Below are 12844 nucleotides of genomic sequence, written 5' to 3' on the forward strand. Positions count from 1 at the left end.
ATTTTTCATGATTCTTCCATGATCCTGGCGATCGTGGCGGATTATACTTTTAGAACACATTCCCGACAAGCCGATGCATCCATTTTACCACTACAACCTGGAAGACTTTCTGACTGACGACGATTTCAGGGGATGGGTAAAAAACGGCCAGCCGCGCAACGACTTTTTCTGGGCCAAGCTCCGCTCGGAGTACCCGGAAAAAGCACTGCTGATGGACCAGGCGGCCGAGCTGATCCTTACCTGGGAAAAACAACCCAGCGACCTTACCCACGAGGAGCTCGACCACGAGGTGAACCGGATCCTGAACGACTCGGTGGTGCGCACGATAGCCTCCCGGAAAGCAAATGTCGTTCGGCTACGGTGGTGGTATGCCGCCGCAGCAGTGCTCGTTCTGGTGGGAATAGGCTGGCTGGTTTCCGGTGAACAGGCATTCCCAAAAAGCCGGTACACGTATAAGCGCTACGTGGCGGTATCTCCCGTTCCGCTGAAAGAGGTCGTCAACAAGGGAAAAACGCCGATGGAGGTGAGCTTGCCGGACGGCAGTGAAATACGGCTCATGCCCGGTGCGGCTGTCAGCTACGCCCCGGTTTTTGTTCAAAACCATAAAAGAGAGATATTTCTCTCGGGAGAGGCGTTTTTCGAAGTGCAGAAAGACAAAGCCAATCCATTTTTCGTGTATGCCAATGACCTCGTTACGCGGGTAGTAGGTACGAGTTTTACCATCAAATCTTCTTCGGAACGTGTGGAGGTGATCGTACGTACGGGGAAGGTGGCGGTTATGAAAGCCAAGGACCTGAACGAGGATAAGCCAGGCATCGAAATGCTTCTAACACCTAATCAGCAGGTGGTATTTACGCCCGAACAGCCGCTGCTGGCACGCAGCATTACCGAAAACCCGGTAGCCATCGCGCGCCCGGTCGTAAAGCCTGATTTCACATTTGACAATCAGCCGGTTGGAGAGGCATTCAAGTTGTTGCGGGAAACTTACGGAATACCCATTTTATACGATTCCACGAAGCTCGAAAACTGCTACCTGCGCGTGGCGCTGCGCGACGAGCCATTCTTTGACAAGTTAGGAATAATCTGCTCTACGATCGAAGCAAGCTACCAGGTAACCGACGGACAGGTCGTTATCACGGGGCAAGGCTGCGAATAAACCAAGTTTTCCTTTCAACCAAAACAACCCTTCTACCTTATGGCAAAATCTTGACCCAGATTCATTAAAAAGCCGGCAATGATTGCAGCATTACCGGCCTGATTCTCCCGGTTCATTTCAACAGAAGGACAGTTCCGCCAAAATCGGAGCACGGGAGGGCTTTGTCCAGAATTCATCAAAACCATTCGAATTTATGAAAAAAAGTAGTCGACCACTAACGTACCTGGTGACTGTGATGAAAATTGCATGCATACCATTCATACTGACCCTGCTGTTCAGCAGTCTGTCGCTCGCCAGTAACGGCCTTGCACAGGAGCTGCTGCAACGCAATGTAACCCTGAAAGCCGAGCGCCAGGAACTGCGCCAGGTGCTTACCAACCTCGAAAAATCCACAGGCGTGCGCTTCTCGTATGTGCCCTCGCTCGTGCGGAACCAGAAAGTGAGCGTTACGGCCGAAAACCAGCGGCTCTCGGTCGTCCTCGACCAGCTGCTCTCGCCGCTTAACATCCGCTATTCGGTTTCCAGAGATTACATTATCCTCAACCGCAAGCCCACCAAAACGGCTGGTTCGAACGACACCAGCTTGCTCGAAATCTCCGAAGACGATGACATCGCAGATCGCGTGGTGCGCGGGAAAGTTATCGCCTCCGACACCAAGGAGCCGCTGCCGGGCGTAAGCGTGGTGGTAAAAGGAACCCAGCGCGGTACGTCCACGGAAGTGAACGGAACATTCGAAATAGAGGTCCCCAACGGCGATGCACAGCTGATTTTCAGTTTTGTAGGCTACCTCGCGCAGGAAGTGAGCGTGGGAAACCAGTCGGAACTGGATGTAACGCTCCTTTCGGATACGAAGTCGTTGCAGGAAGTGGTGGTTATCGGTTACGGAACGGTTAAGAAGGCCGATTTGTCGGCTTCGGTTGCGACGGTACCCGATATGGAACAGATCAAAAACCGGCCGGTCCTTAACGTGGGCAGCATGATCCAGGGTAAAGTAGCGGGTGTAACGGCGATCAGCAACGGCGGCCACCCCAACCAGACGCCCAATATCACCATTCGCGGAACGGGCTCGCGCGGGGGCGAAAGCGTGCTGTACGTAGTCGACGGCGTGCCCAATGCACCCTACAACCCGGCCGATATCGAATCCATTACCGTTTTGAAAGATGCGGCTTCGGCGGCTATTTACGGTGCATTCTCCGGCTCGGCGGGGGTTATCCTGATTACCACACGCCAGGCTGCGCAAGGTAAACCCAGCATTGAATACAGTGGTTTTATGGGGATGAAACAGGCCTGGAAACTACCGCAATCGCTTACCGCGGCCGATGAAGCCAAAGTGTCCAACCTGGCTTATACCAATGCAGGCCTCGCACCGCTCGACGGCTGGGATGCCACCAAAAACCCGTACGCACAAGTGACCCGCACCGACTGGATCGACGAAATCTTCCGCACGGGCCTCATTCAGCGCCACAATATCAGTTTCAATGCCGGTACCGATAAGTTCTCGACCCTTTTGCAAGGCCGCTACGAACGCGACGAAGGCACGCTCATCAACACTTACGCGCAGAATTTGTCTGTACGCTTCAATGCGATGTATAAGTTCACGGATAGGATTAAACTCCGTCAGGAGCTTTTTTATAATAACAATGACAACCGTGGAACTGAAACGACGAGCGGTTATAGTGGAACCGTGCTTTCGGCCATTTACATGCCGCGCTCGGCCGTGGCTTATTATGATGACGGAACTTTCGGCGGTGTAGGCCCCCGCGACTCGCAATACCTGGGTATCCACGGCGATGCGATCAGCCCCGTAGGCACATTGCTGCGCAACAGACCTTACAATAAGAGCAACGATATGCAGTCGGTTACAGAGCTTGGCTATTCCGACATTATTCCGGGCCTGAGCTTTCTTACCCGTTTCAGCTACCGCCAGAACAGCTCGTTATGGAAAAGCTTTGATCCTAAAAGAACAGAGCCGGGCAAGCCGAATAACCAGAATACGCTCTCCTACTCTACCAACCGTGGCTACCACTGGATTTGGGAAAATACAGCCAACTATTCCCGCGTATTTGGCCGCCACAATGTAGGTGCGATGGCTTCCATGACTGCTCAGGAAAATGGTAACCGCTATTTCAGCATTGCCGCACGAGGTTTTGAAAACGAAGCCGATTGGGCACAATTCTTTGTAAATGCCTCCATTTTTGACCAGAACCGGCCTTCGGATGACGAATGGAAAGACCGTAATGCATCCTATGTAGGCCGTTTGTCATACAGCTGGGCCGACCGCTATTTCGTGACTGCCAGCTATCGTTACGACATTGCCGGACGCCTCGCAGAAGGTTACCGTGCCAAAGGTTACCCGGGTTTCACAGGTGCCTGGAAGCTTAGCTCCGAGCCATTCTTCAATGTTAAAGGCCTCGACCTACTGAAACTCCGCGCAAGCTGGGGCCGAATCGGTAACATCGGTTCCATCGGAAGATATTATGGTTATCCTAATCTTACGCCGAACCAAACCTATCAGGTTGGTAATGGCGCGCCTATCAGCAACGGTTTATATGTGAGTTCAAGATTTAACCCTGAATTGTCGTGGGAGACTTCGCAACAGACGGACTTCGGCTTGGATATCAGTCTGTTGAAAGAAAAACTGACCATCACCGCAGATTACTTTAACAAGCTGACCTACGACCTGATCAAACAGCAGGATACCGAATGGACGAACACCAACGGCTACGGCGCTCCCTTCATTAACCAGGGCAAGATCCGGAATACCGGTTTTGAGTTTGCTGCCAACTGGCGCGACCAGGTAGGCGAGTTCAGCTATGAGATTGGCGGTAACTTTGCTACCCTTAAAAACCGCGTCGACTACATCGATGAAAACCCGAACTCGGTATGGACGCATGGCGATGCTTGGAGAAGCATTCTGGTACCGTTCCGCTCGACGGTCGGCCAGCCTTATTTCTCTTACTGGCTGATCAAAAATGCGGGAATTTTCCAATCCGACGAAGCCGCTGCGGCCTACGTGGGTCCGAAGGGAGATCGTATCCAGCCTAATGCGAAGGCCGGTGACCTGAAATTTGTAGATGAAAACGGCGACGGCAAAATCGATGATTTGGACCGCGTGTACATGGGCAATGCTTTCCCGAAAATCACTTACGGCATTACGGCGAACGCGAACTGGAAAAACTTCGATTTCAGCATTTTCTTCCAGGGTGTAGGCGGCGTGAAATTGTTCAACGCATTCAAGCAATCAACATTGAACGGTGCCGAGCAGGGCTACAACCGTTGGGACAAAATTCTGGACGCATGGTCGGAAACCAATACCGGCTCCGATATCCCTAAGATTCGCGCCAACGATCCGAACAAGAACTTCTCGACCAACTCCGATTGGTACCTCGAAAACGGCAATTACCTGCGTCTGAAAAACCTGATTATTGGCTACACATTCAAAAGCAAGCCGGGCAAGCCTAGCCTGCGCGTATACGTGAGCGGCGACAACCTGTTGACATTTACCAAATATTCGGGTATGGACCCTGAAATCGGTAGCCAGCTCATCGATGGCCGCTACACCGCACCAGGCCTCGACGGCGGTCAGTACCCGGTAGCACGCGTGTATTCAGCCGGTGTGAAGCTCAAATTCTAACACCCAATTCGACCAAACAAAGACTTTGACTCATGAAACATATCATTAAAAATGCGGGTCTTGCCATTGTAATGGCCGTGAGTGCATCCGCATGTACCGAAAGCTGGGTAGATACCAAACCCAACGGCTCCCCTACCACTGCATTCTTCTGGAAAAGCGACGAAGATCTGAACAAGGCCGTGGCTGCGATGTACGCGCCGATGGGGTACGAAAATACCTGGGGCCGCAACCTGTTCTGGATGCAGAACGCCTCCGACGACATCGTGACGGGCCGCGTGCGCGCAGAAAGTGATAACATCAAAAACTTCAACATTACCGGTCGCGAAGGTTCCATCTCCAACTGCTGGAACGACGTGTACTGGATGCTGAATAAGGCCAATCAGGTGATCCAGGGCATTTCCACAGCGACTGGCGTATCCGATGCCGTGAAAAACCGTGCACTGGGCGAGGCCTATTTTATCCGTGGGTTTGCACATTTCTGGCTGGCCTATTCGTGGGGCCACAAAGACCTGGGCGTACCTTTCGACGGCCCGGAGAATGCAGAATTCGGCAAGCGCATTCCGCCGCAGCTCCCTTCGGTAACCGACAACTATGCCCAGATCATCAGCGATTTGCAAAAAGCCGCCGACCTGCTTCCATTGTTCCAAACCTACGGTGCAGGCGACCAGGGCCGCGCGCACAAGGCCGCCGCATGGGGCTATATGGTGAAAACCTATGCTTACTGGGCGCAATATGATGCTTCCAAATGGACGCTAATCCCGGAACTGGCCGATAAAATCAAGAACGAAGGTGCCCGTGCCCTCATTACCGGCAAGGGTAGCCCGGCTGCCAACTATCAGGCCGTTTTCACCATTGAAAACAACTGGACGAGCGAATACATCTGGTCTGTGAACTCCGGTGTCCAGGGTGGTTCTATATTCCCTGGCGTGGCTTTGGAGAACAAAGGCTGGGGGATTTTCAATGGCTGGGGCTATTTCCAGCCTACCGAAGAACTTTATGAAGAGTATGAGGCCAAAGACCCGCGCCGCGAGGTGACTATCCTGAAATTCGGGGACAAATTCACCTACTTCGGCAAAGAGCGCTCTTACTTCTCGACCAACAGCCTCTCGGGCTTCCAGATCCGCAAGTACATGGAGCCTTACAGCTACGGAACCAATGAAAATGCAGGCAGCAACACGATGATCAATCAGAGCGGTGATGGGCCTTCAACACGCCTGAACCTGCCGCTGATGCGCTATGCAGAGATACTGCTCTTCAAAGCGGAGGCATTGATCAAACAAGGTAAAAATGCGGAAGCCGCCGCGCCATTGAACGAAATCCGTGCCCGCGTCGGACTCGCTCCGATTGCAACGCCGACATTGGCAGACCTCAAACACGAACGGCGCGTAGAGCTTGCCTGCGAATGGACCGACCGCCTGGCCGATCTGAAACGCTGGGGCGATTACGACAAGATCAACATGCCGCTCCACGGCCGCATCCACGACAATAAGACCGATCCGGCTTCGCCCTACAAAATCCAGGTAATCTGGCCGGCCCGCAATTTCGACCCGGGTAAGCACATGGCCTGGCCGATGAACCCGGATGAAATTTCACGCAGCAACGGCGCCTATAAGCAGACGCCGGGATGGTAATCGCACTGCGAACGCGAATTTTCATCATGAGTTAACATTAATGGCATATTTTTGGCATCACAACAGGAGACCCTTCGGGGTCTTTTGTTTTATAGTTAATTAATCATCTCTATACCCAATGAAAAAAATTGCCCTTTATCTACTGGCATTCGTCTCGCTCGCAAGCGCGTCGTATGCGCAGAAAACCGCAACTATTAATGTAGCTTCGTACAACCTCCGCTACAACACCCCCAACGATGGCGTAAATGCCTGGCCCAACCGCAAGGAGAACGTGAAAGGCCTCATCCGTTTCCATGAATTCGACATTTTCGGTGTGCAGGAAGCGCTGGTAGGCCAGCTGAAAGATGTTGCCGAACTGCCCGAGTTTGCCTACTATGGCAAAGGCCGCGACGATGGCAAAGAAGGTGGAGAACACTCAGCCATTTTCTACAAAAAAGACCGCTTCAAACTACTCAAATCAGGCGATTTCTGGCTGAGTGAAACACCCGATAAACCAGGCCTCGGCTGGGATGCCAAATGCTGCAACCGTATTTGCTCATGGGCGCAGTTCGAGGATATGAATACCAAAAAGAAATTCTATTTCTTCAATGTGCATTTCGATCACCAGGGCGTTGAAGCGCGCCGTCAGTCGGGGCATTTGATGGTGAAAAAAATCAAGGAAATCGCAGGAAATAGCACCGCCATCCTCACCGGCGACTTCAACTCGTCACCGGATACCGAGCAGATCAAAACGATCGCCGGCGTGCTCAACGACACCCACGACGTCACCAAACAAGCTCCATACGGCCCGGAAGGCACCTTTAACAGCTTCAAATTCGATGCTGAAATGAAGACCCGGATCGATTACATTTTTGTGAGCAAGAATGTAGATGTACTAAAATATGGCGTGCTGACCGACTCCAAAGAGCAGCGCTACCCATCGGATCACCAGCCGGTGTTGGTGAAGGTGGAGATTAAGTAAAACAGACTTCGGCTTCGAACTTCGGCAGCCAGCTTTGGGGGATTGGAAGAATGTTTTATCTCCGGAGCTGGCTGCTGCTATTTTTTGTCGAAATCCGGGAGGCCGTATTTATCAATTAGCCGATTCATCTTATCAAATTTCTCTTTGAACACATCCTGCTCGAGATATTTGTCAAGACTTTTATCAACTCCCTTAATTTTTGGCGTAAATGGACCTGAAAGCTTCTTTCCCATTATTATGATTGTTTTCTTCTTCTGATTAGAAATGCTTGATAGTCCGTATCTGTACGGAAAGTTTCCCATTCATCACCCAGTAACCCAAAAACCTCGAAGTCTCGCTTAATAGTTTCCAAATTATTGGAAATAACCACTCTGTAAAGCCTCGTTCTTGCTTGTGTACTGCCCGTGGCCGAAATCAACGCGTTGGGAAACAGATTGGTGAACAAGTAAACCGTTGAGGCGACCGTCGCCAACACCTTTACACTATCTCCATTATTTGTGGCAACACGATCATCCAGTTGTCCAGTCTCTTCGTTTTTATCTCCAAATCCAAGATTGAAGAGATTATCTACCCCTCTTGGACTGTAAATTACAACCTTTTTGACATTACCTTTCGGTCCATGGCTTACAAATTCGTAAGTCAGGGCCGTCTCACCAAGTAATATTTCATATTGATCATAGTGCATGTGTAATGCAAAGATAAATACTAAATTGTAGGGGCCATTCCCAAGCATATATCCTGTGATAAGTCGTACGAACCTCCTGATCATTTGCGTATTAGCATGTCTCGCATTGACGTCGACGCAGCGCGTCAAAATCAAAATTATTGCCCCGAAAGCCTGGAATGACAGGAAAGCGCTTTTGCTCACGCGGGAGAAGGGCTTCGCAGCGGTGGTACATTCAATCAAGCTGGGGTTCGATACGACGCACCTGATGATGGATGCGGATTTATTGCCGGACTTATATCAGTTTCAGGTTTCGCAGAAAAAAGGGGCATTGACATTCTTCTTTGACCCGGGTACTGAAATACGGCTGGATACTTCCAACCTTTCCAAGTCGGCAGTTACTCATTCGAAAAGCAATGAAGAATGGCAGGAGTATCAATCGCTCGTGCAAGCGACGGAGCGTGAAAAGCTTTGGGACACAACGGCTGATTTTATTACAAACCATCCCAAATCTTACGTCAGTTTATACCTATTGAAAGTCAATTGGTTTGCACTCAAAAACAGAAATCTGTTTGAAAAGCTGGACCGCTCGCTGGCGCATCACAGGAACTATCGGTTTTTAAAAGAACGTAACATTGGGATCGTCAAAAGCGCGCCATCCGTGCAACGGAAATAGCAGAAAAAAGCGGCTACTCTTTACCGAAAACATCGGTATCCCCTCAAAACTCATAGTACTCCCACTTGGGCGTTCCGGGCCAGCCATTACCCGAAAACCATATTGCCCGCCACGCAAATGGCGCTGATCACGGCAAGTTCGAAACAGAGCGTATCAGTTAACCACATCCTCGTACATTAAAAAAGAGTTACTTTTCTCTTTATATCAATTGATTAGCATTCAATTTAGAAGTTAATATTTTGCGTTCTAATCATAATTCCCGACAAATGGAGATCTCCGCAAGCATCAAAAGCAGTTTGAACAGGCATTCCGTGACAGTCGCTACCAACGGCTCGGAAAAGCAATTGCAGATCGCACCCCGGGAAGCGGGTTACGGATCGTCAGTCAACGGCGGGGAAATGTTGCTGTTGGCCCTCGCTACCTGCTACTGCAACGACATCTACCGTGAAGCTGCCAAGCGCAATATAAATGTTGAAAGCGTGGAGGTTACGTCGTTCGCAGATTTTGGAGGCCCCGGGGAGCCGGGGAGCAATTTCCGGTACGAGGTTCGGGTTACATCAAATGCTTCAAAAGCAGAAATTGAAGAACTGGTCAGGCACACGGATGAGGTCGCGGAGATTCATAATACCCTACGGCAAGGTGTTAAGGTAAATTTGATTCATTCCCATAACGTCTAAAAGTAATGCGGACACGCCCCCTCAGACTATTGAGCTGCCGACTTGCTTTACTTGCAGCCCTTTGCGGTTGCAGCAAAGATCCCGGCAGCCCTGCGGAAAAGTTGTCCCGGATCAGAGAAATCAACCAAAAAGAGATCATTGCAAAAAAAGCGGTCATCGCCATCACCGGTGCAACTATTATCGACGGGACCGGCGGTGCTCCGATCGAAAACGGTTGCGTGATCGTAACGGACGGCATGATCAGCGCCGTGGATAAAAAAACAGACATTGCGATACCTGGAAATGCGCAAATTGTAGATGCCAGCGGCCTCACATTGCTGCCCGGCTTTATCGATTCGCATTTTCATTTGGATGGAGTCCACGGCCTTCCGGCACAGTTTCTTCAAAATGGCGTAACGTCGCTGCGCGATCCCGGTGCGTGGATCGAAGCTTACGATGAAGAAAGAAAAAGCGGCAAACGCATCCCGCGTCTTTTCCTCGCCGGGCCGCATATCGATATGTTCCCTCCCGCCTACCCACACGACGCCTATGTGGTCAGGGACGCGGACGAAGCCGTACGCGAGGTCAATCACCTGATCGATCAGGGGGCGTCGGTGATCAAAGTGTATTTCCGTCTGCCGCCTGCCATCATCCGCGAAGTGTGTAAAGCTGCTCATGCACGGGGCATTCCGGTAACCGGGCACCTCGAAACCACGGAAGCCCGCGAGGCCATTGAGGCCGGGCTTGACGGTGTTGAGCATATCACCTCCTTCGGCCTGACACTCGTACCGCAAAGAGAAGGCGAAAAATACCGCCAAATGGTCCTGGCCGACAACAATGCGCGGAAGCCGGGAAGATACGCCGTTTGGAAAAGCATTAACCCGGATAACCCCGCCATTGATTCGCTAGGTGCTTTCCTGAAAAACAAAGGTACGTTCGTCAGCCCGACGCTCGGCGCGTTCGAATATCAGGCTGCAACAGGCCAGCCATTAGATACTTCCCGTTTGGAAGGATTCATCAAAATGAAAAAGATCACAGGCCAATTGCATCGCGCAGGCACGAGGATTGTAGTCGGGTCGCATGCGATGATCCCCTACGCCGAAACCGGGTGGGCATTCCAGCGGGAAATGGAGCTGCTGGTCGAGAGTGGGCTCCGTCCGGCTGAGGTAATTGCTGCGGCAACACTGCAAAATGCTCGCTTTTTCCGCATAGAGGACCGGTTGGGAAGCATCGAGAAGGGGAAACAAGCCGACCTCATCCTGATAAAAGGAGATCCATTGAAGAACATATCCGCCACCCGGAACGTTAAAAGGGTTATGCTCAATGGGATTTGGGTTAAATAAGCTGGAATCGCTACATTGCTCTGAAACTACATCACTATGAAAAATCTCCTTCTGATCGTCCTGAGTGTATTGATGCTTTGGACAGGCAACCAGGCTTTCGCTCAGGCCGAAGAAGAAAAACTCGACCTTCCGGGTGACAACCTCAATCTCTATGCAGTTTTAAAACTTTTCCAGGAATCGGAAACACTCGAAGGTTTTGAGCGGAAACTCAATGAGGAAGATTCTGAGATCAACAACCTTGACCTCGATGGCGATAATCAGACAGATTACATCCGCGTGGAGGACAATGTGGAAGGGAACCTTCACACGATCAGCCTGAAAGTGGCAGTCAGTGAAAGCGAGGATCAGGATGTGGCGGCATTTTATGTCGAAAAAAAGGACAACGGCGAGATATGGATACAGCTCGTGGGCGATGAGGATCTTTATGGTAAGGATTACATTATCGAACCCAATTCGCAGTCAGGAACGGTCACCGAAACGCCTAATCCCGGGTATAGCGGTAACAGGGAAGTTCAGCCTGCCACGGTTCAGCAGAATGTCGCTTATGTATCCGATTGGCCCGTCATACAATTTATTTTTGTGCCAAGATACGTGATCTGGCGATCCCCGTGGCGGTGGCATTACTACCCGTCCTACTGGCGTCCGTGGAGGCCGCGGTACTGGCATTATTACTACGGCTACCATTACCACTGGCATTACTATTACAATGGACATTTCCGCCGCTGGCCCAGCTACCGCAATCCGGGTTGGCACACCCACTACTATGGCGGTAATTTCCGTTCGCGCTCGGTGATTGTGCATACGCGCTACACGCGGGGCGACTACCGCGCTACCTACTCACGACCATCTTCTGCACGGGAGGGGTCTGCATTGTTTGTAAAAAGATATCCCCAAGCCCCCACGACAAGAGAAAGGCTTCCAAGCTTTGACAATACAGGTCGCCCGGTGATTACACGCCCATCGACCGGACGCCCGGGTACCACCCGGCCCGGAAACGGCGGTACCACACGCCCGGGTACCACGCGCCCTTCTGATCCCAATCCGGGTGTATCTAGGCCGGACATCGAACGTCCGACACGTCCAGGCAACCCGGATGTGTCCCGACCTACACCCAGGCCACGGCCCGAGGTAACGCGCCCGACGCCATCGCCCAGGCCGGAAGTGACACGGCCTGCACCAACGCCACGCCCTGAAACATCGCGGCCGAGCATCGAACGGCCAACACGGCAAACACCAAGCGCGCGGCCGGTACCAGCGCCTCGCCAGGAAACGCCTCGCACTTCGCCGGCACCATCGGGCCGCCAGCAGAGTTCGCCGCGTTCGTCAAGAGAGGCAGAGCGGCCTTAGCTCGGGGTAAATATGATTAGTTAAAGATCCGCCAGATACTTCTGTCCGCCCAGATAACGCATTTGGCGGACGATCTGGTTGGTACGCTTGTTCACATACGCAGACGGATTTTGAATCGAAAACCGTATAGGGTTCGGTAGCACCGCCGCGATGCGCGCAGCCTCGTAGCGGGTGAGGCGTTTAGCCGACTTGTTATAGTAACGCAGTGAAGCCGCTTCTACCCCAAAAGTCATCTTACCCATTTCAGCTACATTCAAATACACTTCCAGAATACGTTCCTTGCTCCACAGCACTTCTATCAATACGGTAAAATAAGCTTCAAGACCTTTCCGAACGAAACTCCGGCCATGCCAGAGGAATACGTTCTTTGCTACTTGCTGAGAAATGGTGCTGGCACCGCGGGCCCGCTTGCGGTCTTCGGTCATTGCATTGTAGATCTGGTCGAAATCAAAACCCCAGTGGTTGGGAAAGTTTTGGTCTTCCGACGCCACTACTGCCAATGCTACTTCTTTGGAAATATTCTCGTACGGCTCCCAGTCGTGATAAATCTCGGTATCCTCATCTGCCCTGAATGCATCGATCTTCCGGGAGATCATGTAGGGCGTTACCCAAATGGGCAAAAACCTCAGGATAATCACCCAAACCACTGAAAGCACGAGAAAAGCAAGGAAGACTTTGAGCGCAATAAATTGCAGACGGCGGAGCATAAAACTTTTTTACTTCTACAAACAGAAACCAAGTAACAAAAACAGCGTACAAAGAACAGAAACTAATCA

Annotated in this window: 11 protein-coding genes; 8 read left to right on the forward strand and 3 right to left on the reverse strand. The window is 51.4% G+C overall.

The features are described 5' to 3' along the window. Nucleotides 1-73 precede the first annotated feature (73 nt). From J2Y43_RS20910 to J2Y43_RS20925, 4 genes are all read left to right on the forward strand, one after another. Nucleotides 74-1156 carry a FecR domain-containing protein gene (locus J2Y43_RS20910; RefSeq protein ID WP_309987849.1) on the forward strand — a complete coding sequence of 361 codons (1083 nt, stop codon included), beginning with the start codon at nucleotides 74-76 and terminating at the stop codon, nucleotides 1154-1156. Nucleotides 1157-1349: 193 nt separating this feature from the next. Continuing rightward, on the forward strand, nucleotides 1350-4790 hold the full coding sequence (locus tag J2Y43_RS20915) for a TonB-dependent receptor (protein ID WP_309987848.1): 3441 nt from the start codon (nucleotides 1350-1352) through the stop codon (nucleotides 4788-4790). Nucleotides 4791-4822: 32 nt separating this feature from the next. Continuing rightward, nucleotides 4823-6421 carry a RagB/SusD family nutrient uptake outer membrane protein gene (locus tag J2Y43_RS20920; RefSeq protein ID WP_223403131.1) on the forward strand — a complete coding sequence of 533 codons (1599 nt, stop codon included), beginning with the start codon at nucleotides 4823-4825 and terminating at the stop codon, nucleotides 6419-6421. 118 nt (nucleotides 6422-6539) lie between these two features. Then, nucleotides 6540-7382 (forward strand): endonuclease/exonuclease/phosphatase family protein, encoded by an 843-nt coding sequence (locus tag J2Y43_RS20925; RefSeq protein ID WP_309987845.1) that lies wholly within the window; start codon nucleotides 6540-6542, stop codon nucleotides 7380-7382. A gap of 77 nt (nucleotides 7383-7459) precedes the next feature. Here J2Y43_RS20925 and J2Y43_RS20930 read toward each other — a convergent pair whose 3' ends face one another. Together J2Y43_RS20930 and J2Y43_RS20935 are read right to left on the reverse strand one after the other, a co-directional pair. Then, entirely contained in the window at nucleotides 7460-7615 is a 156-nt protein-coding gene (locus J2Y43_RS20930; RefSeq protein WP_309987843.1) for a hypothetical protein, read from the reverse strand. 2 nt (nucleotides 7616-7617) lie between these two features. Continuing rightward, nucleotides 7618-8115, reverse strand: a complete 498-nt coding sequence (locus tag J2Y43_RS20935) for a DUF6934 family protein (RefSeq protein WP_309987841.1) — start codon at nucleotides 8113-8115, stop codon at nucleotides 7618-7620. Nucleotides 8116-8122: 7 nt separating this feature from the next. Here J2Y43_RS20935 and J2Y43_RS20940 point away from each other — a divergent pair, with 7 nt between their 5' ends. From J2Y43_RS20940 to J2Y43_RS20955, 4 genes are all read left to right on the forward strand, one after another. Next, nucleotides 8123-8722, forward strand: a complete 600-nt coding sequence (locus J2Y43_RS20940; protein ID WP_309987839.1) for a hypothetical protein — start codon at nucleotides 8123-8125, stop codon at nucleotides 8720-8722. 266 nt (nucleotides 8723-8988) lie between these two features. Continuing rightward, on the forward strand, nucleotides 8989-9399 hold the full coding sequence (locus J2Y43_RS20945) for an OsmC family protein (protein ID WP_309987837.1): 411 nt from the start codon (nucleotides 8989-8991) through the stop codon (nucleotides 9397-9399). A gap of 101 nt (nucleotides 9400-9500) precedes the next feature. Next, a complete protein-coding gene (locus J2Y43_RS20950) occupies nucleotides 9501-10721 on the forward strand; it encodes an amidohydrolase family protein (protein ID WP_309987835.1) in 1221 nt (406 codons plus the stop codon). Between the two features lie 36 nt (nucleotides 10722-10757). Beyond that, nucleotides 10758-12068, forward strand: coding sequence for a hypothetical protein (locus J2Y43_RS20955; protein ID WP_309987834.1), 1311 nt, complete (start codon nucleotides 10758-10760; stop codon nucleotides 12066-12068). Between the two features lie 20 nt (nucleotides 12069-12088). Here the strand turns inward: J2Y43_RS20955 and mtgA are convergent, their stop codons facing one another. After that, entirely contained in the window at nucleotides 12089-12775 is a 687-nt protein-coding gene (gene mtgA, locus J2Y43_RS20960; RefSeq protein WP_106598476.1) for a monofunctional biosynthetic peptidoglycan transglycosylase, read from the reverse strand. Nucleotides 12776-12844 lie beyond the last annotated feature (69 nt).

Origin of the sequence: Dyadobacter sp. BE31 (assembly GCF_031457695.1) — a bacterium.
Lineage (GTDB): Bacteria > Bacteroidota > Bacteroidia > Cytophagales > Spirosomataceae > Dyadobacter.

Excerpts from the sequence above, each read along its gene's own strand:
- J2Y43_RS20910 (WP_309987849.1), top strand. The coding sequence starts at position 74 with ATGCATCCATTTTACCACTACAACCTGGAAGACTTTCTGACTGACGAC.
- J2Y43_RS20915 (WP_309987848.1), top strand. The coding sequence starts at position 1,350 with ATGAAAAAAAGTAGTCGACCACTAACGTACCTGGTGACTGTGATGAAA.
- J2Y43_RS20920 (WP_223403131.1), top strand. The coding sequence starts at position 4,823 with ATGAAACATATCATTAAAAATGCGGGTCTTGCCATTGTAATGGCCGTG.
- J2Y43_RS20925 (WP_309987845.1), top strand. The coding sequence starts at position 6,540 with ATGAAAAAAATTGCCCTTTATCTACTGGCATTCGTCTCGCTCGCAAGC.
- J2Y43_RS20930 (WP_309987843.1), bottom strand. The coding sequence starts at position 7,615 with ATGGGAAAGAAGCTTTCAGGTCCATTTACGCCAAAAATTAAGGGAGTT.
- J2Y43_RS20935 (WP_309987841.1), bottom strand. The coding sequence starts at position 8,115 with ATGCTTGGGAATGGCCCCTACAATTTAGTATTTATCTTTGCATTACAC.
- J2Y43_RS20945 (WP_309987837.1), top strand. The coding sequence starts at position 8,989 with ATGGAGATCTCCGCAAGCATCAAAAGCAGTTTGAACAGGCATTCCGTG.
- J2Y43_RS20955 (WP_309987834.1), top strand. The coding sequence starts at position 10,758 with ATGAAAAATCTCCTTCTGATCGTCCTGAGTGTATTGATGCTTTGGACA.
- mtgA (WP_106598476.1), bottom strand. The coding sequence starts at position 12,775 with ATGCTCCGCCGTCTGCAATTTATTGCGCTCAAAGTCTTCCTTGCTTTT.